The organism is Streptomyces sp. NPDC001668, assembly GCF_042893155.1.
Taxonomy (GTDB): domain Bacteria; phylum Actinomycetota; class Actinomycetes; order Streptomycetales; family Streptomycetaceae; genus Streptomyces.
The window spans coordinates 130,843-151,790 of sequence record NZ_JBIAUQ010000009.1; the positions used below are offsets into that span (position 1 = coordinate 130,843).

20 protein-coding genes and 1 pseudogene are annotated in these 20,948 nt (G+C 68.1%); 11 read left to right on the forward strand and 10 right to left on the reverse strand.

Translation table 11 applies throughout. The features are described 5' to 3' along the window. Window positions 1-77: 77 nt before the first annotated feature. Window positions 78-992 (reverse strand): ABC transporter ATP-binding protein, encoded by a 915-nt coding sequence (locus ACFYZ8_RS26645; protein ID WP_388539623.1) that lies wholly within the window; start codon window positions 990-992, stop codon window positions 78-80. Window positions 993-1,339: 347 nt separating this feature from the next. Between ACFYZ8_RS26645 and ACFYZ8_RS26650 the strand changes: the two genes are divergently transcribed. From ACFYZ8_RS26650 to ACFYZ8_RS26680, 7 genes and pseudogenes are all read left to right on the forward strand, one after another. Further along, window positions 1,340-2,266 carry an MBL fold metallo-hydrolase gene (locus ACFYZ8_RS26650; protein WP_388539620.1) on the forward strand — a complete coding sequence of 309 codons (927 nt, stop codon included), beginning with the start codon at window positions 1,340-1,342 and terminating at the stop codon, window positions 2,264-2,266. 246 nt (window positions 2,267-2,512) lie between these two features. After that, a complete protein-coding gene (locus tag ACFYZ8_RS26655) occupies window positions 2,513-3,136 on the forward strand; it encodes a TetR/AcrR family transcriptional regulator (RefSeq protein ID WP_388539616.1) in 624 nt (207 codons plus the stop codon). Window positions 3,137-3,296: 160 nt separating this feature from the next. Beyond that, window positions 3,297-3,812: a winged helix-turn-helix domain-containing protein gene (locus tag ACFYZ8_RS26660; protein WP_388539880.1), complete on the forward strand. Its 516-nt coding sequence runs from the start codon at window positions 3,297-3,299 to the stop codon at window positions 3,810-3,812. Next, a pseudogene (locus ACFYZ8_RS26665) lies at window positions 3,809-4,322 on the forward strand (transposase). Before ACFYZ8_RS26660 ends, ACFYZ8_RS26665 begins: the two are co-directional and overlap by 4 nt. A 218-nt stretch (window positions 4,323-4,540) precedes the next feature. Beyond that, window positions 4,541-7,825, forward strand: a complete 3,285-nt coding sequence (locus tag ACFYZ8_RS26670) for a CHAT domain-containing protein (protein WP_388539613.1) — start codon at window positions 4,541-4,543, stop codon at window positions 7,823-7,825. Between the two features lie 11 nt (window positions 7,826-7,836). Next, the gene (locus tag ACFYZ8_RS26675; protein ID WP_359038120.1) at window positions 7,837-8,532 is read left to right on the forward strand and encodes a hypothetical protein; all 696 of its coding nucleotides are present in this window, start codon (window positions 7,837-7,839) and stop codon (window positions 8,530-8,532) included. Between the two features lie 49 nt (window positions 8,533-8,581). Then, window positions 8,582-10,708, forward strand: coding sequence for a hypothetical protein (locus ACFYZ8_RS26680; RefSeq protein WP_388539610.1), 2,127 nt, complete (start codon window positions 8,582-8,584; stop codon window positions 10,706-10,708). A gap of 96 nt (window positions 10,709-10,804) precedes the next feature. Here ACFYZ8_RS26680 and ACFYZ8_RS26685 read toward each other — a convergent pair whose 3' ends face one another. The 3 genes from ACFYZ8_RS26685 to ACFYZ8_RS26695 all read right to left on the reverse strand — a co-directional run bounded on the left by ACFYZ8_RS26685 (window position 10,805) and on the right by ACFYZ8_RS26695 (window position 13,033). Next, complete coding sequence (locus ACFYZ8_RS26685) at window positions 10,805-10,930, reverse strand: hypothetical protein (protein WP_388539608.1); 126 nt, start codon at window positions 10,928-10,930, stop codon at window positions 10,805-10,807. A gap of 162 nt (window positions 10,931-11,092) precedes the next feature. Further along, the gene (locus ACFYZ8_RS26690) at window positions 11,093-11,725 is read right to left on the reverse strand and encodes a DUF2461 family protein (protein WP_359038126.1); all 633 of its coding nucleotides are present in this window, start codon (window positions 11,723-11,725) and stop codon (window positions 11,093-11,095) included. A 579-nt stretch (window positions 11,726-12,304) separates the two neighbouring features. Then, a complete protein-coding gene (locus tag ACFYZ8_RS26695; protein WP_359038128.1) occupies window positions 12,305-13,033 on the reverse strand; it encodes an NUDIX domain-containing protein in 729 nt (242 codons plus the stop codon). Between the two features lie 84 nt (window positions 13,034-13,117). On the opposite strand from ACFYZ8_RS26695, the gene ACFYZ8_RS26700 reads away from it, so the two are divergent. From ACFYZ8_RS26700 to ACFYZ8_RS26710, 3 genes are read left to right on the forward strand one after another with little or no spacing between them, the layout of a single operon-like run. Continuing rightward, on the forward strand, window positions 13,118-14,851 hold the full coding sequence (locus ACFYZ8_RS26700) for a hypothetical protein (RefSeq protein ID WP_359038130.1): 1,734 nt from the start codon (window positions 13,118-13,120) through the stop codon (window positions 14,849-14,851). Further along, complete coding sequence (locus ACFYZ8_RS26705; RefSeq protein ID WP_388539605.1) at window positions 14,848-15,747, forward strand: hypothetical protein; 900 nt, start codon at window positions 14,848-14,850, stop codon at window positions 15,745-15,747. The genes ACFYZ8_RS26700 and ACFYZ8_RS26705 overlap by 4 nt, the downstream gene beginning before the upstream one ends. 56 nt (window positions 15,748-15,803) lie before the next feature. Then, window positions 15,804-16,469, forward strand: coding sequence for a hypothetical protein (locus tag ACFYZ8_RS26710; RefSeq protein ID WP_359038134.1), 666 nt, complete (start codon window positions 15,804-15,806; stop codon window positions 16,467-16,469). Between the two features lie 188 nt (window positions 16,470-16,657). Here ACFYZ8_RS26710 and ACFYZ8_RS26715 read toward each other — a convergent pair whose 3' ends face one another. The 3 genes from ACFYZ8_RS26715 to ACFYZ8_RS26725 are packed head-to-tail and all read right to left on the reverse strand — an operon-like array spanning window position 16,658 to window position 17,362. Next, window positions 16,658-16,870, reverse strand: coding sequence for a hypothetical protein (locus tag ACFYZ8_RS26715; RefSeq protein WP_388539877.1), 213 nt, complete (start codon window positions 16,868-16,870; stop codon window positions 16,658-16,660). Beyond that, window positions 16,774-17,115 (reverse strand): hypothetical protein, encoded by a 342-nt coding sequence (locus tag ACFYZ8_RS26720; protein WP_388539603.1) that lies wholly within the window; start codon window positions 17,113-17,115, stop codon window positions 16,774-16,776. The genes ACFYZ8_RS26715 and ACFYZ8_RS26720 overlap by 97 nt, the downstream gene beginning before the upstream one ends. Window positions 17,116-17,125: 10 nt before the next feature. After that, complete coding sequence (locus ACFYZ8_RS26725; protein WP_388539599.1) at window positions 17,126-17,362, reverse strand: hypothetical protein; 237 nt, start codon at window positions 17,360-17,362, stop codon at window positions 17,126-17,128. 100 nt (window positions 17,363-17,462) lie between these two features. Between ACFYZ8_RS26725 and ACFYZ8_RS26730 the strand changes: the two genes are divergently transcribed. Then, a complete protein-coding gene (locus ACFYZ8_RS26730) occupies window positions 17,463-17,714 on the forward strand; it encodes a Smr/MutS family protein (protein ID WP_359038140.1) in 252 nt (83 codons plus the stop codon). A gap of 146 nt (window positions 17,715-17,860) precedes the next feature. On the opposite strand, the gene ACFYZ8_RS26735 is transcribed toward ACFYZ8_RS26730, so the two are convergent. The 3 genes from ACFYZ8_RS26735 to ACFYZ8_RS26745 all read right to left on the reverse strand — a co-directional run bounded on the left by ACFYZ8_RS26735 (window position 17,861) and on the right by ACFYZ8_RS26745 (window position 20,941). After that, the gene (locus ACFYZ8_RS26735; RefSeq protein ID WP_388539597.1) at window positions 17,861-18,400 is read right to left on the reverse strand and encodes a hypothetical protein; all 540 of its coding nucleotides are present in this window, start codon (window positions 18,398-18,400) and stop codon (window positions 17,861-17,863) included. Window positions 18,401-18,546: 146 nt separating this feature from the next. Beyond that, window positions 18,547-19,275 (reverse strand): sulfite exporter TauE/SafE family protein, encoded by a 729-nt coding sequence (locus ACFYZ8_RS26740; protein WP_388539594.1) that lies wholly within the window; start codon window positions 19,273-19,275, stop codon window positions 18,547-18,549. Window positions 19,276-19,546: 271 nt separating this feature from the next. After that, the gene (locus ACFYZ8_RS26745; RefSeq protein WP_388539592.1) at window positions 19,547-20,941 is read right to left on the reverse strand and encodes an MFS transporter; all 1,395 of its coding nucleotides are present in this window, start codon (window positions 20,939-20,941) and stop codon (window positions 19,547-19,549) included. Window positions 20,942-20,948: the final 7 nt, after the last annotated feature.

The window sequence follows — 20,948 nt, forward strand, 5'->3', positions numbered from 1 at the left end:
CGGGTCTCGTTGAAGGCGGGACACAAGCAAGTGCCGACGGGCTTTTGTCGACCTGGCAGGGAGTCGCGCAGGGGCGGTCATCGGCTCGTCTCCTTCTCCGACTGGTACTCCACCGCATCGCGAGTCAGATCCATGAATGCCTTTTCCAGCGACACTTGGCGCGGAGCAAGCTCATGCAGCTCCACTCCGCCCAGCGATGCCAGGGCCCCGATCTCGGCGGCTTCCAGACCTGTCACCACCAAGGCGTCACCGCCCTCGGTCCGCACCTGAACGGCCGCGGAGAGCATGCTGCGCAGGGCCTCGGCCTGAGGGGTGCGAACAAGGACCTCACGCTCGGAGTGCGCCTCGATGAAGTCCTTCATCGTCGTGTCAGCGATCAGCTTTCCGCGACCGATGACGATGAGATGGTCGGCGGTCAACTCCATCTCACTCATCAGATGACTGGACATCAAAACCGCGCGTCCTTCGGCCGCCATCCTCCGCATCAGCGAACGGATCCACACAATGCCCTCCGGGTCCAGCCCGTTGAGCGGCTCGTCGAACACCAGCACCGGAGGATCGCCCAACAGGGCCGCGGCGATGCCCAGCCGCTGACGCATTCCGAGGGAGAACGTCCCCGCACGCCGGCGACTCACCTTCTCCAAGCCGACTTCCGCCAGTACCTCGTCCACCCGGCGGCGCGGAATTCCGTTGCCGGCCGCCAATGCCGACAAATGATGACAGGCGGTGCGGCTGGGCAGTACTGCGCCCGGATCCAGGAGCGCCCCGACCACCTTCAGTGGCGCGGGCTGCGCGGCGTACGGCCGACCGGCCACTGTCGCAGTCCCGGAACTGGCGGCGTCCAGACCCAGAATCATGCGCATCGTGGTCGACTTGCCGGCTCCATTGGGCCCCAGGAACCCGGTGACTTCCCCGGGGCGGACAGCAAATGTCAGATCATCCACAGCCAGGACCTCGCCATAGCGTTTCGACAGGCCGCATACTTCGATCATCGAGACTCCAGACCGGCAGTGGTGCACGCGACCGTCGCGTGCGCCACTCACTGTCCGCTGCCGACGTGGGCCCGATCTGGACGAACATGAACGTTTCATGGCAATGCCAAGTCTCTGACCTGGGAAGCTCCCACAGACAGCACTCGATGCCCCTGGGACTCACATGAAACTCACATGATGAGGTCCGACCGACAGTCATCGGTGGCCATACCTCCATGGCAGGTCAGAAACCGTGCAGGAAGCGACCGACTGGGCCGCTCCATTGGTCGCGTACAGCGTGACCGTTTCCAGCCCCGCTCTCCTGCTCGTAAGGAGAGTCGTCCGACACGAGGTACGAGGACAGTGCCGTGGCACTGCAGGCCCGATACCTGGCAGGTATCGGGCCTGCAGATCAGGTATTGGACGCTCGGTTGGCGGTAACGGACCATACCTTCATGTCACCGCTTCCCATACCTTCCGCCTGGGCGGAGCCTCTTCCTGAGGCCGCGCCGCCATCTGAAATGGCGCTGTACCAATTGCCTACTGGAACCTACGAAACCAGGGCGGCATTCGCTTTCAAGGGCGGCTCGTTCCGCGATAAGCGCCGGTTCGCCGCGACGGCGACCCTGCTGCGGCACCCGCAGGGTGATCTGTTGATCGATGCGGGTTTCGGCTCTCACGTTGCCGCGCACATTCAGTCTCTCCCGCGCATGGAACAGGCTCCATACCAGGTGACCAGCACCGCCAGCGATCAACTTACAGCCAGCGGCTACGACCGCAGCGGGCTGCGTGGTGTGCTGCTGACCCATTCTCACTGGGATCACGTCAGCGGCCTCGACGAGCTTCAAGTGCCCATCTGGATCAATGCAGGGGAACTGCAATATGCGAGCGAACATCGCGGCGGGAAAGTATTCCGTGAAGTCTCCGCAGGTCACCAAATTCACCAGTACGAACTCAACGGACCCGCCTATCTAGGCTTCTCGTCGAGCTTCGACGTTTATGGCGATGGCTCAGTGGTCATCGTGCCCGCCGGAGGTCACACGACTGGCTCTGTGATCATCTTCGTCACTCTGCCGACCCGCAAGCGGTACGCCTTCATCGGCGACCTGACTTGGCAAATCGACGGCATCCGCCGTCGTGTCGAACGACCGCTCTTGCTGCGCAAACTCGCCGACACTGATCCCGAACTGGTGCGTGACGACTTGCTTCGTATGATCGCGCTCGCGGACGTCATGCAGATCGTGCCTGCCCACGACGTCAATGCCTACGACGGGATCCCACTGCTTGCCGACTGATCGGCGCCAGTCTCGACGCGCCCGGCCGTTGAACATCCCCAGACAATGTCAGGTCCCTGGAGGACCTAGCTTGCTGCCTCGGCCTGGGCGTCGATTGCAGGTTGTTCCCGTCGTCGGCTTCGGCGGGACACCTGGGGCCCGGGTAACGAAAAGTGTTACGACCGAAGTCACAGCTCCGCCCTGCAGCGGGCGGGCATCTGGCGACCGTTGTGGTCCACCTGGACCACAACGACGTATGGCGAGGTCATGGGGCGAAACCGAGGCTTCGACGAGACCACCGTGCTCGATGTCGTCCGCGACCGGTTCTGGACCACCGGATTCGACGGCACGTCCACCTACGACCTCATGGATGCGACCGGCCTGGGCAAGGGCAGCATCTACAAGGCGTTCGGCAACAAGCACTCCCTTTATGTGCGCGTCTTCTCCGACTACTGCCAGGACCTCGTCGCCCAGGCCCGCGAGGAACTGCGGGAAAGCCCGAACGCGGTGCTCACCTCGCCGATGGCCCGCCTGGAGCGCTACGTCGTCTCACTCGCCGACGCCTTCGCGACCGAGTCGCCCCGCCGGGGATGCTTCCGCAGCAAGGTCACCGCGGACCGCGCCGGAGAGGACGACATGGTGGCGGGCACGGCCCGTCGCGCGTTCGAGGATCTCGCCGGCGCCCTCGCGTCCGCGATACGCGACGCCCAGGACGCGGGAGAGGTGGCCGAGCACGCCGACGCCACGGCCCTGGGATATCTGCTGCTGAGCGTGGTCAGGGGCATCGACTGCATGGCCAAGGCGGGTGTCGACGGCACGACGCTCCGGCAGACGGCCCGGCAGGCGCTGGAGCTGATCCCCAGGGCGGACGCACCGTACGTGCGGCGCTGACATTCCCCCCTCGCGTCCCACGACGGACACGCCGCGACGGTGACTACTCACGCCCTGGTCCGGCACCCGCCGCTACTGACTTTGTTGGCGTGATGTCGTAGCTGACGAGCGGTAGTTGCTGCGGTAGGTCGGTTGTGTGAGGTAAGCGCAGGGGGGCGGGCTGACCGCAGAGCGGCAGGCGTTTCGTGAGCACGTCCGGTTACAGGCGGCTGAGCTGTTCGCGGCTGGGCAGGGCAATGCCGCGGTCGCCCGTGAGTTACGTGTCAGCGTGCGGTCCGTACAGCGGTGGCGCCGGGTCTGGGATGACGGTGGGGAGCGGGCCCTGGCGTCGAAGGGGCCGGCCTCCAGGCCCAGGCTCAGTGAGGCGCTCTTCGCGGTGCTGGAGCAGGAGCTGGCCAAGGGGCCGGTGGCGCACGGCTGGCCGGACCGGACATGGACGCTGTCGAGGATCGAGATGCTGATCGGGCGCCGGTTCCACAAGAGCATGACCTTGTCGTCGATCGCGCGGATGCTGCACCGGCACGGCTTCAGTCACCAGGTCCCGGCCAGACGGGCGGTGGAACGCGACCAGGAAGCCGTCACCGGCTGGGTGAAGGAGACCTGGCCCCGGGTGGAAACACCGCGGCGGCGCTCGGGGGCTGGATCTGCTTCCAAGACGAGGCAGGCTTCTCGATGACGCCGCCCACGATGCGGACCTGGGCCAGGCTCGGACGCACGCCCGTCATCCGGGTGCGGGGACGTTCCCGGCGCCGGTTCTCCATCGCCGCTCTGACCTGCTACAAGCAGGGCGAACGCTCGCGGCTGATCTTCAGGCCCAAGCGGCATGTGGACCGAGTACCGCGACCTGTTGATCGACGCCCACCAGCAGCTCGGCGCCCCGATCGTGCTCATCTGGGACAACCTGGACGTGCACAAGGACGCTCGGCTGCGGGAGTTCATCGACTCCCACGACTGGATCACCAGCTGCTTCCTGCCGGCCTACGCACCTCACCTCAACCCTGTCGAAGGCATCTGGTCACTGCTGCGACGCAGCAGTCAGGCCAACACCGCCTTCACCGACCCCGATCACTTGATGCGCACTCTCAGACAGGGCCTCCGCAAGATCCAGTACCGCAGCAACGTCATTGATGGCTGCCTCGCCGGAACCGGCCTCACCCTGACGACACCACGCCGAGAAAGTCAGTAATGAGCAGGCCACCTCATGCGCAGGCAAACGGTCATCAACAGCACGGCCCGGTACGGCTGTGCGACGTCGTTCGGACGGCAGGAGTGGGCGAACCGCAAATGAACGGACAGTCAGGAGTTCGCAGGCGGTCGACAGGGCATCCTCATATCCGTTGCCATCGGTGGGGGTGGCCGGAGTGACAGGGGGCCCGGGTGGATGCCTCGGCGACGAGACTCCTGTTGGACCAGCAGCGGTATACGGAACTCGTGGAGGCGGTCGCATGGAGTGCGCGACGGCCTGGCCCACACGGCTGGGACGAGGAGACGTGGACGCTCTTGCTCCGATGCCGCCTGGAGCAGGGCCTCGTCAAAGAGGCCGACACCTTGGCGGAAGCCGCCGACGGTCGTTTCGCCACTGACGGTATTGCCGGTCTGTGGAGTCGGTTCGTCAGGGTCTTTGCTCGGGGATCGGAGCTGGCTCCCGGGCCGCTGAATGAGTTCATCAGGCATTGCGAACGAGTCGCTGCCGACGCGGCCCCGGCGCCCGCCGCGCTGGCCCGGGACCTCAGGGCACAGGGCTCGGCCCTGCGGTTCGTGCTGTCGGGCCAGGACCCCGCCCAGCGTGCCGTCATTTCCGATCAGTGGGAGGCCTCGGCGGCCGCCTACCGTCGTGCGGGGCTGTACCAGGACGCCGACCGGGCGATCCGGCGGGCTGCTTCGTTCCTGCGCCGCGCTCCGGGAGCCGACCCTGCTCGGGCCCGTGAGCTTCTACTGGCCCTCTTGGAGTCGGCGGAACGGCGACACGACGATCTGTCGGCCGCCGAAACGGCATTCGCCCTCGCGGAACTCGATCTCGGTCACTGGTTCCAGACCGAGTGGCAAGAGCCCGAGGGGCGAGAGCCCGGGCCGCTGCTCGCCGCGCTGGAGAGCGCGGCGGACCGGATCGCCACCGCCGGCGGCTGTCTAGCGGAACCGCGGGCACATCTGGCACTCGGGCACCTGTGCCTGGAGTACGGGGCGTCCGACGGCGTGGCACTCACCGAGCAAGCGGCAGAAGGCTTCCGGCGGGCTGACGTACCAGGTCAGGAGGTGACTGCCTGGCAGGCGCTCTCCATGTGGCACGTCCATCACGGCGATGCGGCGGCGCGGGCGGTCGCCGACCGCAGGGCTGCGGCTCTGGCCGAGCGTATCGGGCATCCGCTCGCCGACGATGCGAGGGCGATCAGCGACGCGGACATCGCCTTTCGCGGCGGAAACCGTGGCCTGGCCGACACGCTCACTCTGCGGCCGAGCCGGTCGGGGACAGGCGAGTTCGCCGGCCAGGCCGTCGTGCGAGCCTCGGTGCTGTCGGCGATGGGCCTGACCGAGGAGGCCGTGCAACTGCTCCGAGACGTCGAACATCGACTGCGGGACCGTCCGGCGCCCGCGGGCCTGCTGCCCGAGGTCGCGCTGTCGCTGGCGGGTCTCCTCGCGGAGTCCGACAGCCCCGCGGCCTGCGCCCAGTTGGAGCACGGTGCTGCCGTGGCCCGTCAGCTGGGTCTGCCTGTGGACGAGGCGCGATGCCTTTCGTTCCAGGCATGGGTGATCGTGCTGGCTCGTCGGCGCGACGGCAGCGCGGTGGCCAGCGCGCATGACGACGTGGCCGGTCTGTTCGACCGGGCGACACGGCTACTGGAGTCTGTACGAACCCTGGAGGCGCGCGTCCACCTGGTGTCTGTCCATCAGCAGCGCGGCCAGGCTGCCTTCTTCGCCGCAGACTGGGAGGAGTGCGGCGCGTCCCTCGGCCGCGCCGAGGAGTTGTCCCGGGCCCTCGGGCTGCGTCCGCAACTCGCCTTCACTCTCAGCTACCAGGCGCTGGTGTTGATCGACCGAGCCCGACAGGGAGGCGGGGCAGCGCTGTACGAAGATGCCGAGAGCCGTCTGGGCGAGGTGCAGCGTCTGCTTGCCGCCGCAGGTATGCGCCCGGAGATATGGCGGGTGCTGTTCCACCGTGGCATCTGTGCGCTGGAGACCGGAGACCGTTATGCGCGCACGAACCGGGACCGCGACAGCCACTGGGTCCGCGCGGGCACACTCCTCGACGAGGCGGCCCGGGAACTGGACCGGCTCCGTGCCGCCTCGGCGACGGCGGACATGACCGCGCTGCGCGCCCAGCACGTACGCATAGCGCTGGCCGGTGACACGTCTGAGGTCTACCGCCTCGGTTTCGAACTGAGCTGGTACCGCAGATCCGACGCGGCCGGGGCGTTGCGATGGCTCGAACGGACGAAGGGCCGGGCGCTGCTCGACGGTCTGGGCGAGCTCGAACTCGCCGAGTCGGTCCTACGGGAGGCGCCCGAACTCGCCCGTGAACGAGCGCTTCAAAACCGCTCCGCCTCGACCGACTCGGAGGAACTGGCGCTGCGTGAGGAAATCGCCGTACTGCTTGAGTCGATGCGCGACGGTCCGATGGCCGGCTATGCACGCGCCAGGTCCGTCGAGCCTCCGGGCTACGAGGAACTGCGCGCGGCGCTGGACAGCGACCAGCGGCACACGGGCGGACGTCGGATCGTCGTTGCCGAGTACCGGTGCACTCCGCGTGAGACGCTGCTGTTCGCACTGCGCGCCGACTGGCCCACACCGCAGGTGAAGCCCGTCGCGGTCGATCACGCACGCCTGTCCCGTTACGCCGCTCAGTACTTCCGCCGGCCCGGCGGGGTGCGGCTGATGATGCAGGATCTCGCCGACGGGGGAGAGCGCGACTGGCACTCCTTCGCGCCGCTCGTCGCCCCGCTGGCGGACTGGACCAGGCCCGGTGACATTGTCTACCTCGTCCCGCACGGCATCCTCCACGACCTGCCGCTGCACACCCTGCCCGTCGCGGGCGAGCCGCTGCTGTTGCGCAATCCGGTGTGCTACAGCCCGAGCACCGCGGTGCTGGTCGACCTCATGAGCCGCGAGGGCAGGGCGCATCAGGCACGGACAGGCCCGCGCGCGGTGTTCGGCGACTCGCAAGCCAATCTGCCGAGGTCGGCGGAGGAGGCAAGGTCTGTGGCCCGTCTCCTCGCGGTCGAGGAGAAGCTGAGTGAGGAGGTGACAAGGGCCCGGGTCCTTGAGGCACTGGAGACCTGCGCCCTCGTGCATCTCGCGGGCCATGGCCGCCTGTCGACCGGGGACGGCTTTGAACGCGGCATGGAGATGGCGGACGGGGTGTTGCGCGCCTCCGACCTTGTCGGCCGCCGTCTCGAAGCCGGTCTGGTGGTGCTCAGCGGCTGCGAAACCGGGGTCAACGAACACCGCAGCGGTGACGAGCCGGTGGGACTTCCGCGGGCGTTGTTCCTCGGTGGGACCAGGTCGGTCGTGGTGAGCCAGTGGAAGGTGGCGGACACGTCCGCGGCCGCCCTGCTCGAAAAATTCCACCGGGAACTGGCCAACGGGCACAGCGCCGTTGACGCGTTGCATCGCGTGGCCCGAGCGGTGGCCGGTACAGCACGCCGGCACTTCTACCACTGGGGCGCCTTCGTCGCCATCGGCGACTGGCTATGAGGGAGGATCAGTTGCACAACGGTCAGGACGCGGCGGCGGGCGAGCACACCGCCGACTTCGTGATGGACATTGACGAAGCAGCCCTGGAGGAACGCGCCGAACCGGTCACCCTGGACCGAACGGTCCGACTGATGGCACGGGAGAACAGGTTCGCCCTGCGGGCAGGCCCTGACGCGTGGCATCCGCTCGCGTCCGGTCAGGGAAGCACGGTCGACATCCCGCTGCGATGCGTCGCTCACCGGCACCCCGAGTGCCGCCTCCGGTGGGTCAGAGTGAGCGTGGACGTCTCCGAAAGCGACGGGAGGATCCTCGACCTCAGTCCGAAGGACGAGGTCGCCACCGAACCGGTGAAGGTGACCACCCGGTACAGCGGTGGCCTGTCCCTGGAGATCGAGGCCGTCCCCCTGGGGCCCGAGGTCAGCGTCGAACGGGCCAGGGAACAGGACGTGTACCTACCCCGACTGACGTCGTCCGGGCCCATGTTCTCAGCGGCCTGGTGGGACTTCATGCAGGTCGGTGAAGCGCCCCTGCACGTCGACCGCGTGCTGCGCGTGCTGGTCGGCCTTCCGGACGGGGTCACCGCGGCCCGCCTGCACACCACCTTGCGGGCGGGCGTCTCGGTCCAGGGAGCCCTCGGCGTCGTACCGCTCGTCGGCCGCCGGAAAGTGCGGCTGGACGCGCGGGGATCGCTCACCGACAACCCGTAGCACCGCCTCCTGTCCACAGCACGGAAGAGACGTCCAGTACGGGGGATCCGTGGCCACGACACCGAACGGCACCTTCAGCGACTTACTGCTGGCAGAACTCAACGGACGCAACGGCGCGGGCGGCAGACGCTGCCTCCTGGAGACGGGCGACGAGGTCGAGATGACGGCGGCCACCGTGACCGTGCTCCGGGACATCCTGGACCACATCACCAACTACGACTTCGAGAGCACGGACGGCAGCGGTTTCGCGGACTCCTGCCGCGAGGCCCGCCGACGTCTGCTGGCCGAGCCGGGCGGCCCCACCGCACTCGCGGTGGGTTTCGTCTCCCTGATCACCCTCAATGTCGTACTTCTCGATCGGCGGTTCAGATCACCGAACTTGGAGGAGCAGAGGAACGCTGACGCCTACTGCGACTCCCTGTTTCCCGATCAGGCGATCGGCCGGGCCATCGAGTTGGTCTACGGCCCACTTGGCCACCCGTCGACCACGCAGGGCGAGGCAGCGTACTGGTCCGCCGTGGACTTCACCGGCCTTCGGTACCACAAGGCAGGCACCACGTCCTTCATCCTGCGCGGTCACCGACGGCTTCCCGACAACGAGGCGGGCGCACGCAGTCCGCTGGCTGTCAAATGCGTCCTGTTCCCCTGGAACAAGCTGGCCGCCATCACCAGAGCCACCGACGAGTACGCCCTGCGCTACGGGCAGGAGTCGGTCTCCGCGCAGGTCGTCAAACCTCAGGCGTCCTCGGGTCAGTGGGTGCTGATGCCCTTCCAGGAGGGCCGGACACTCGGAGAGGTCCTCAGCGAATTCGAGGCCGGCTCTCCCACGATGGCCGACCGCATCGCCATGGCCGAGGACATCGCGGGCAAACTAACTGTCGCCCTTCACGAACTGGGTCGCCACGAGGCGGTCGACGCTTCCGATCCGAAGCGTCAGCATCTCGATCTGTCGCCCAACAACGTGATCATCGATCCGCAGGGAAACGCGAAGTTCATCGACCTGGGTGTCAACCACCTCTACAGCCGGCAGGTCGGCATCGCCGAACATGACGACGCCGTCTACACGGCCCCGGAGATCAAGAACAAACGCATCGCGTCGAAGACGGCCGATGCCTACTCGCTCGGTGTCATCCTGCTGCAGACACTGGCCGGCGCTCCGCCACGTGATGGACGGACACCTGAGGTCGTCTGGTCCACCAGTCCCAATCTGGGACGTCTGTTGGAGGACCTGATCGAGGAGCGCCCCGAGCACCGCCTGCTGGCCGTCCCCCACGCACAGGGCCTGAACTTCGACGAGCTCCGCCGCCACCTCGAGTTCTGTTTTCAACTCGTGCAGCAGGAACCGGTGGCCCAACCGAAGCGCTCCAGGTACCTGTGGGCCCGTGTCGCTCCCACGTCCCGCGAGTTCGCGACCCAGTTCCAGCAGTGGCTCCAGTGGCGAAACGGCGCCGAGTTCCGTGGCCCGCACGAGCGCTACCTGCTCTTCTTCACCGCTCTGTCCACCCTGGCCTGGTGGTTCATCGTGTCCAAGACCGCTCTGGTCACCGTGGGCGACATCGTCGTTGGTGAGGCCGACGCGCTGCCCACCGGCCCAGAGCTCTACGCCAAGGTCATCGCCCTGTCTCAGGGGCTCGTGGCAGCGAAGTTCTATCAGACGATCCTTGCCAGGCTGACCGCGCGCGGCATTCCGGGCCTACGGGCCCGTTGCACCGAGGTGGCGATGCGCTCCATGGCCGTCGTGGCTGTGCCGACCACGGTGCTCTCCACCTTTAGCGCCCATTGGTACTGGGTCTGGCCCTGGACCTGCACGGCAGGCGCCGTCGCCGTCGCGCTGAGCAACTGGGCTGCCTGGTCGACGGCCGACATCCTGTTGCGGGAGGCCGAGCCCACGCTGTCGACGACGCCTGATCCGAGCCGCCGTTTCACCCGCGGATTCGAACAGTGGTGGTGGACCATGCTGCTCTACGCCCTGATCATCGGAGCGATCGGCACCGGCATCCAGCTCGGCTGGCTGAAGGACTTGCCCGCCTACGTCTTCATCCTGGTGGTGATCACCGTCGGGGTGCACTACGGATCCAAATGTGCGGCTGCGGGACCAGCGGTGTGCGGCAGCATCGCACGCGCCATGTGCGCCGGACAACGACTGGAGACGCTGCGGCGCAGGGGGATTTCGTAGGAGCCAGTGACGACATATGGAGCGCCCTGACGAGCAGACCTCTGACAAGGCGCCTAACACTCGGGAGGGGGTTTGTGGGAACCCACGAGACGTCATCTACCGGCCGGACGGAACGCCCGTCACCAACCGCACCACCCGCGAGGTGATGGAGAGCCATGCCTCCGCGTTCGCCGTCGAGTTGAGGACCGGCGTGTACGCCGCGCTCGAAGAGCTGACGAACACGGCCCGGCTGTCGCTGGAGTCCCTTCCGCACCTCGGCACGCAGTGCCTCTGCAGCTCGCCGACCTCGCGATCGGCGAACAGATCGCCGATGTACCGGGACTGCCACCACCTGCCGACTACATCGAGTCCATGCTGCCGTACGTCCGGTACGGGACGGCGATGTCAGTCGGCGCGCTTCACGTGGCGGACCAGCCACATCAGCAGGGCATCCAGGTCGGCGGCAGCTGAGAGGACCCGGTCGACGGCTTCGGGGGTGTGCAGCCACTCCTCGCAGCCCAGGGGACGGGCGGCGACCAGAGAACGGTGACGTAGCAGGTCCGTTCGGGAGTGGTCCGTCGGATACCCGCGCGGAGGGCGTTTCATCACGTCCCCGGAGATGTCGTAGCCCTTCTTCCGCACGTCCTCGACAATGGCCGCGAGTTCGCGGCCGCTCCCCTCGGAAGCCACGGCTTTGCGGAACATGTCCACCTGGCCCGGATCGGGGTACCACCAGGCGCCCTGGATCCGCAGGCCGTCCAGGGAGAACCGGAGACCGATCTCGATCTTGCGGCCCAGCCGGATCACCGCACCCTGGTGCTGCCACCACCAGGAGCCGGTGCGGTAGTGCCAGACGGAGAAGTCCTCGTACCGGGGGTCGGTGTCCGCGACCTCGTTGAGGAGGGCGATCATCGGCTGCCGGACCAGGCGTTCGCGGTCCGTGCGGTAGCGCTCGCGGATCGCTTGGGTCGGTTCGCCCTGGAGCTGCCACAACACGTCCATGGCCTGCTCCGGCCAGCCGATGAACCGCCCACGCATGGGCGCAGGATAGCTCACCCATGATGCGCGCACCGAGACACGGAGACCGCAGCCGATATGGAGCGGTCGTCGAGCGCGTCCCAGACCTGGCCGGAGAGTTCCTCTTCACGCTCGGCCTTCTCCTTCGGTTCCTCGACGACATCGCTCAGTGCGGCGCGCGCATCACATGGGCCGTTCCGGATGAGCCGCTGACGCCAACGAAGCTACGGCGGGCCTGCTTTGGTTGAGGTGCCGCGTGTGACGTCTGACAACCGGCTGCGCCCAGCGTCGGCTCTGGGTGCGGACGGCGCCGAGGCGGTCACCGGCCGAGTCGTTCCGCTGCGGGCGCGCAACTGGTCGGGGCACGGGTGGTGTGGTGGGCGGACGTCTGCGGATCGGCGGCCGCCGGCACGGAGCCGCCCAGCGGTCGCCGCCGCCGACAGGGCGGCGGTGCGGTCGGGCTGCTCTTCGGCTTCGACCATGCCGAGCGTGTGGGCCCATCGTCGCAGCGCGGACGTCGGTTTTGTACTCTCTGCGCACTCTGGGGGGCTTGCTGGTACACCGTTTCGGCGTCAAGGCAGATGTCACCGGAGCCGCATCTCAGCCTCGTTGACCGGATGTTGTGGCGCGCAGCAGGGGCGGATTGAGCAGCCATGCCGGTCCTCGGCGATAGAGGGCGGCTGGACGGCCGGTAGGGGGCAGCCACTGGTCTCCCGTCGGCTGCACGAATCCTGCGGTGTTGAGGATTTTGCGGCGGAAGTTGCTGGGGTCCAGTTGCTGGCCCCAGATGACTTGGTACACGGTACGCAGGTCTCTGAGCGTGAAGGTCTCTGCGCAGAAGGCGGTGGCCACTGCGGTGTACTCGATCTTTCTGCGGACTTCTTCCAGGGCCTGCGTCAGGATGGCGTGATGGTCGAACGCCAGGGTGAGCGTGCCGTCTTCCAAGCGCGCCACGGGCGCCCAGAATGCACGTGCGGCGTCGGTTCCGCCGACGGGGGCCGGCAGGTCGGGGCCGAGTGCGAGGTAGGCGACCGTCACCACTCTGCCCCGCGGATCGCGTCCTGGGTCTGCGTAGGCGCCGAGTTGCTCCAGGTGCAGTCGGCTGCCGTCGATGCCGGCTTCTTCCGCCAGCTCGCGCAGGGCCCCCTCGCGCAGGGTCTCGTTCTTCTGTACGTAGCCTCCGGGCATCGCGGGCATGCCGCGGAAGGGGTCCAGGCCGCGCTCGATCAGGAGGACCATGAGCTGTTCGTCTCTGAGGGTGAAGATCGCGAGGTCTACGGTCAGCCAGGAGGGTTTGACCTCGTCCGAGTCTTTCAGCCAGTCGTCCACCGCACCCCTAAAGGTCTCATTGACTTAAACCCTGCCGACACTTATGGTCACAGCAACCATAACTGTAGGAGCCGGGGGTAGGACATGACCACGTCCGAGGCGCCACCAGCACAGGAGACAACGCCCGAACCCACGGCCGCCACCCGCCATCTGTGTGCCGGCGTGTACGTGGACGAACGCTTCCGTGACCTCGTGATCGACGAAGTCTGCACCGCGCCGCACCGCCGGGTCGCCCCGTCCTACGGCTTCGACATCGTCCCGGTCATGCAGCACGCATGGCGTGCCGCTGCGCTCAGGGCTCTGCCCCGTACCACGGTCCTCGCCATAGTGGCCGGTCCCCTGCTCACCGGAAGCGTTCCCGCGGCCGTCCTGATTGCCAGCGGTTTCGCTCTGCTGTTGCTGCTGCGTCTGGCCGTACGGCTGCGGGGCGCCGACAGCCAGTCGGCGGCGGCCGGCAGGTCCCGCCGTCGCGTCCCGGATCCCTTACGCGCTCACCGTTTTCTCCTCAGGTTCCTCCTCCCGCGGGTCACCACGCCCACAGCGCGCGTGATCAAACACGTCATCACGGCCGCGCTGTGGCTGGCGCTGACCATCCTGGCCATCGGCCTCCTCTTTCCAGGGCAGGCACTGGCGGCGCTCCGGCTGGCCACGGTGCTCACCCTCGTCTACCTGGCCGTCGGAGCCACGCGCCAGCTGATCCTCAACCGCATACTGCGCACACCTGTCTTGCGTCCCGCCCGGCTGTCCGGCCGCCAGCGGGCAGCCGACCGCCAGCAACACCACATGTGCGCCGTGTACCGCCGCTCCCGGCACAGCGACGACGAGGACGAGGACCCCACCGTGTTCACGCTTTTCGGTGACGAGTCTCCGTTCATCGGCGCGGGCGAACTCGTCTACCAGTGGAACCCGCCGATGAGCATCCAGCTGCTGCGTGCCGACTCCGACGAGGCGCCGCTGCACGAGCGTGAGCATGCGGTGCCGCCGTTCAAGGCACATGAACTCGTCGAATACTTACGCGAGGCGGTGCTGCCGCTGAACGCCGACACCCGCGACGTCCGGCTGCCCGCCGAAGTCCGGGACCGCGTCTACGTCGCGGAGACCGATGTCGCCGTCGACCGGTCGCTGCTTCCGCATCACTTCACCCGCAACGAGTTGCGCTCCATCATCAACTCGCCGGAATCGAAGCAGCACCACTTCCTCGAGATCATCACCCCCGCCGACGGGTCCGAATTCGTCGCGACGGTCCTGCTCCACGTCAGCCTGCAGGGACGCACCCTGAGCCTGTCCACGGCAGCATGCGTGCTCGCCCACACGCCGCGCTCTTTCCAGCGAGGTGAAGAGTTCGGCCACCACGGCTCCGCGGCCGTCCTGTGGGCGGCCTTCAGCGAACTGCGCGCGCTGCCCACCGACATCCAGCACTCCTGGCGTCTGTTGCGGTACTTGTACAGGCTGGCCAAGGCCGCCGTCCTGCCCCGTGACCTCACCACGACCCCGATCCGCAACATCCTCATCGGCAGCCGCGTGAGCATACGGGAGGAGTCGTCCCAGACCTGGACCAAGGTCCAATTGGAGAAGAGCGACATCCTGGGACGCCTGAAAACCATAGAGCAGCGGCTTCTGAGCGCTGCCGGCGACTTCCTCCAGAGCCGGGACGTCGACACATCCGGATTCAACGACCGCGCACTCAAGATCATCAACAGTGGGATCTTCAACTTCGGTGACAACAACAGCTTCACCAACAATGCCGTAGGAGACGCGGCTCAGGTCAGCGTCTCCGCGAACCAACCCGCACCGGCCGACAACGGAGCAGCCACATGACCAGCAACAAAGGCATCATCAGCCGCGGCGACAACAACGCCTTCAGCACGATCGCCATCGGCGAGAAGGCGCAAGTCTCCATGACCGCCCCTGCGCCCTCGGCCAAACCCGCCGCCGAGGCAGACGTCCCTTGGGATCTCGGGATCGTCACCATACTCAGCGAGGAACTCCGTTCCGTCATCGACGCATTAAAGCTCCAACGGCACAAGACACCCAGCGGCCTCTACTTCTACCAGGGCGAACACACCGTCTCCGACGCCACGCTGCGCGTCGTGGCCACCCAGACCCAGAGCCAGGGTCAGCGGTCCACCATGGCCGCCCTGGAAAACCTCCGCCGCCACTACAACCCCCGTCTGTGGGCCCTGGTCGGCATCGCCGGAGGCATCCATGACGACCACGCCCGCATCGGCAACGTCATCGTCTCCACCGACGTCGTCTATTACGAGAACCGCAAGATCAATCCTCGGGGGGACACCCGCCGCCGCGGCGAACACCGGCAGGCTCCGGCGCACGTCGTCCACGCCGTGAACGCGTATTTCACCGACCACGGGACACCGGCACGCATCAACGGCCAGGTGGCTGCACACGCCGACCAGCAGTACGAGATCCATCCTGGAGTCATCGGGTCCGGCGAGGCCGTCATCGCCGACCGGGCCAGCGAGATCCGCACCTACCTCACCGCCTACCACGAGAAGGTCCTCGCCGTAGACATGGAGGCCGGCGGCCTCAGCCAGTACTGGCAGGAGAACTCGGTCCACGGCGCGGCCAATCCCGGCTGGATCGTCATCCGCGGCGTGTCCGACAACGCGGACGAGCACAAGGCCCACAGCCACCACGAGCTCGCGAGCCGCAACGCCGCCCACGTCCTCAGCCGCCTGCTGCCCTACCTCTGCTGAGCCGGTCCCGAGCACCGGCACAGCCACAAGAGAACTCCCCCGACCGGAGTCTGCCCATGAACGCCTTCCTGCTCGGCATCCTCAGCTCCCTCGCCACCAGTGCCCTCCTGCTCGCCCTCAGCCTCCTACGCGCCGCACGCCCATTGTGGTGGCTCACCGCCGCCTGTTCCTGGTTCACCGGCACGGGACTCCACCGCGTCTACCGCCGCCAGGCCTCCGCAGAGAGGATCATGCGCCAGGACCTCGCCCGCGCCCAGTGGGTCAAAGTCATGGCAGGACGCGGCAACATACTCACCCGCGAGGCCTTCGCCCCCCTGTGGGCGGGCACCCTGAGCCCCGCCTCCGTCCAGATCCTGCTGCCCGACCCCGACGCACCCCACGATTCCTGGCTCGACCGCCGCTCCCAGCATGTCGCCCACTTCGACCCGGGGTTCACCCCTGACCTCCTCAGAAGCCAGGTCCGGGCCAACATCGACTACCTCACCCAAGCCGCGCGCACACAATCCGCCATCCGGTTGCGCCGCTACAACCTCCCCCACACATGCCGCGTCATCGCCACCGACAAGGCCGCCTACCTCACCTTCTACAGCGACAACGCTCATGGCCGGAACTCGCCCTGCCTGTACGCCCGCGCCCCCGGCCTCCTTTACACCATTGCCCTCCAACAATTCGACACCGCATGGGCGAACAGCACCGAAGCCTCCCTCGGGCAGCATCCCTGACACCGGACCGCACCTTGATCACCGGCCGCCTCTCCCCCGCCCCACGGGCGTTGACAGGGGCGATCTCGACAGCGTCCGGCCGTCGACGAGCGGATCGTCCCGCACCGAACCGCCGCGCCCAGCACGTTGGCCCGCACCCGGAACGGAGCGTGGACGAGCGCTGCGGACTTGGTCAGTCGGATCAGCCCTTACCTGGCCTCGACGTACTCGGAGAAGTAGCGGTAGCCGGACAGCCCGGCGGTGGACGCGATGTTGACGATGTCGCCCTCCCGCCGGGCGGCCACCGCGGGGACGATCGCCCGCATTATGTGCCGGGCGCCGGACAGGACAGATCCGTGTCGATCACCACCGCCGTTCGTCCTCGGCGATCCCGTGCACCGCCTTCGCGAAGGCGCGGCGATCCCGGCTCCGTTGACCAGGCTGTCGACCGCACCGAATCGGCCGAGCGCACGCGCGGCGACCGGGACAGTTCGGCGGTGTGCGGGAGCTGGGTCTCGGTGCCAGCGGATGGATCACTTCGGGCCGGGTCCTCGGCGATGTCCACCAGGACGAGGTCAGCCCCCTCCCCGGCCAGCCGGGTGGCGCAGGCGCGGCCGAGTCCGCGCGCTCCGGTGACGTCCGCTGTCATGCCGTCGAGCAGTTTCATGAACGGCCCTTCACCCGGCGAGAGTTCGGGTGATGCTCTCCACCAGGGGCCGTGCCGCGTCGACGAGGTGCACGTGCCGGCCAGGGATCTCGACGTAGTGGAAGGCAGCCGTGGTGACGCCGGACCGCTCAAGGGCCTGGTCCGCGCCGACCCGGCGTCTCGTGCCGGTGTCCCGCGAACTGTTCGACCCGGGCCAGGAATTCGTCGTCGCCCAGCCACGGCAAGTGTCCTGTCGATCGACGACCACCGCGCGGCGTCCTCCGACTGCTGCCTGGGACGGGGCCCGGGGGATCACATACGCTGCGACCGTACGACAAGCCCCACGGGGCTCGACTTCATCGGAGGCGATGGCCCTGCTCACCCTGGATCTGCACCCCGTCTTCCGCAGTGATCGCGCCATCGACACGGCCCTGCGGCAGACCCTCTTCAAGGCTGCTGCCACCGGGGTCGACACGGTTCAGATCATCCCGGGCAAGGGGACGGGCCAGTTGAAGAAGCGGGTGCTGGCGGTGCTGGCGCAGAAACACCTCAAGAAGCTCTACGTCCGTGTGGAGACGGATCCGACCAACGCCGGCCGGATCCTGGTCCACCTCCGCTGACTCCGTCGGCCGACCCACCGGACACCGCGCCCGGCCCCGCTCACCAGGCAGCGCCGAACTCGACGTCCTCGCCTGCAAGCCCGCACCATCCGCAGCCGTCCGCAATTACTCGGCGCCCGTCGGCGGGTCAGGGGTGGGGGGGGACATCATCGGTGGCGGCGCCGACTGATGCGGAAGGCGAGCATGCTGCCCGCGGTGACGGCCAGGCCTACGCCGGTGACGAGATGGTCCGCGCCGGGGGCGGCCCCGGTCAGATGCCAGATCCCGGCTCCGATGAGGGTCAGGGCCCCGACGAAGAACGCGAACGCGCTGCCGAGGCGGAACCGGCCGAGTGCGTCGATGCGGGTGCCAGCCGGCAGGGCTGCGGCCTCCGGTGTCCGCCAGAGCGCGATGTAGTCGTTCGCGCCGGCGGTGACGTCGGTGCCTGCGGACGGCCCGTTGCCCGGGGCACAGACGAAGTAGGTCCGCGTGCCGGCATCGATGTCGGCGGTCATCGGCGGGCTGGAGCACCAGGCGATCGTCAATCGCAGCTGGTGCGTGCCCGCGGGGACCTTCAGGCGCAGGGTCTGTCCTCGACGGACCTTGCCCGCCGGGACGTCGTCGATCAGCACGGTGTAGCCGCGGAGGAAGTCCTGGTATCCGTCCTTGACCCTTGTCAGCTCGATGGTTCCCTGGCCCGCTGCCACGGGTGGGATCTCTTTGCTGTGGGGTGCGGGCGGGTCTTTCTCGTCGTCGATCTGCACGTCGGGCCTCGGGTCTCTCATCGGCTGTCGGCGCCAGAGCCTACGCGGACACTGAGGGTTTGCTCCGGTTGGTGCACCGGTTGGGGTGATCAGCCGCCCGTGATGGTCAGGAGCAGGCCGGAGGCGATCAGGCCGATCTCCACCACGAGGACGAAGACATGGGCGGGCAGCCGGTCGACGATCTTCTTGCCGACCCAGGCACCTGCGGTGCCGGCCGGGGCGAGGGCCAGGCCGATGAGCGCACTGGAGGCGGTCAGGACCGCGGCGGCGCCGAAGACGACCAGCTTGGTCAGGTGCATCACCACGGCGGAGGCGGCCTCGGTGCCGATGTAGGCGCCTCGCAGGAGCCCGCGGGCGAGAAAGAACGGGGCAACCATCGGGCCTACCGAGCCGACCAGGGCGGAGCCGAAGCCGGACGCGGCGCCGACGGCGGCGAACGCGGTGTCGTCCAGTCGGGCAGCGTGTGGCTTCCAGCGCCGCCAGACGACCATGACCAGCAAGAACACGCCGATGAGGCGGGTCAGGGCAGGCAGTGGCGCGGTGGCGAACAACAGCGCGCCGACGGCCGCCGCCGGGACGGCGCCGATCGCGAAGATGCCGACCAGGCGTCCGTGTACCTCGCGGCGGTTGAACCAGACCCGGCTGCCGTTGCCGGCCAGTTGGGCGACGGTGAGGACCGCGACGGCGTCACGGGTGCCCAGTACGGCGACGAACACGGGCAGGAGCAGCACCCCGCCGCCGAATCCGGCCACCGCCGAGAGGACCGCGGTGCCGAAGGCGGCGACGACGATGGCCATGGCCTGCAGTGTCTGCTCCACGCGGAGGATTCTTCCGGCTGCGGTGGCGGCCGGGCCAGGCGGGGGCTCAGCCCGCGGCGGTGCCCTGTGACCGGGCCATCGCGGTGCCCGCGAGCCGTGTGCGGCGAAAGACGGGCACGCTGCTGGTCTGTCTCTCTGCCCGTGGGAGCCAGGCCGTCCGAGTTCGCGTGGCCCCTGGCGGCGTGAGTCCGCGGAACTGCCGCCGTTCGGCGCTCAGCCCGCCGTATGCCCCGATCACGCCGCCGGAAGTCAGCGACGCGGGGCCCACCGGTCAGCCGGGCTGCCGGGCCGTGGAACGTCTGCCCGCGGCGGCACCCGTCAGGAGCATCAGCAGATAGATCAGGAGTGCGGCGCACGCCGGCATCAAGATGGTCCCGCCTGACTGCAGGCCGCCCAGCAGCGCTACTCCCAGGGAGGCCCCCGATTGCCGTCCCGCGGTCAGCACACCACTGGCGATCGCGGTGCGATGAGTGGGCGCCGTGGCCATGACCAGGGTGATCTGCGGAACCGTGGCCAGGCCGAAGCCCAGTCCGACCACGAAGAGGCCGACGCTCATCCCCACCGGCCCGGAGCTGCCGAACACCATCAAGAGCCCCGCACCCAAGACGCTGAGGGACAGCGCGATCAGCAGGACGCGCAGGGCGCCCAGCCGCGCGTTGACCCGGCCGGCCAGCAACGGCGTGAAGGTGATGGGCAGCGCGGCCGGCAGAAAGCTGAGCCCGGCGGCTACGGGCCCATAGCCGCGTACCTGCTGCAGATAGAGGCTGACCACGAAGACCAATCCGTAGTACCCGGCGAACAGCAGGAGGCCGACGCCGACGAACCCGCTGAATCCACGGCTGCGCACAAGGTCGGCCGGAAGCATGGGATACGCGTAGGTCTTCTGCCTGGCCACGAACGCGGCCAGCGCGACGCAGACGACCGCGACGGCGGCCCACACCGGCCGGCCCCAGCCCATCTCATGACCCTTCACCAGCGCCAGCGTGGCTCCCCCGAGGAAGACGGCGGCCAGTGCCTGACCGATCAAGTCCTGCGGCTCCCTTCGGATGCCGTCGTCGGGGGGCATGAATCGTGCCGACATCCACAACGCGCCGAGGACGACAGGGACGTTGATGAGGAAAATGCTTCGCCATCCGACCGCGCCGACCAGGGCCCCGCCCAGAATCGGCCCGAACGCCACCGGGCTGCCGGCGACGGTGGCCCAGACGGCCATCGCCCTGGCGCGGGCGTCCGGCCCCGGGTACGCCTTCGTCAGCATGACCAGGGTGGCCGGCATCAGCAGGATCGCGCCGAAGCCCTGCACGACGCGCATCGCGACCAGGACCGGACCGTTGGGCGCCACACCGCACAGCAAGGACGCCGCCCCGAAGACACCGACCCCCACCCGGTACACGGGGACCGCGCCGAACCGCGCGACAGCCGTGGCACCGGCGAGCACCAGACTCGCCAGGACGATCACGTAGGCGTCCACGACCACCTGCATCATGGCCAGGTCCGCGTGCAGGCTCGTCTGCATCGCGGGGATGGCCACATTGACCACGGTGGTGTCCAGGACGACCATTCCGTAGCCGAGGCAGGCCACCGCCAGTACGCGGGCGGGCCGGACCGCGCCGTCGCGGCGTTGTGCGGGGCCGCCGTCGGCCCCGACGGGATTCTTCGTGAACATCGTGTCG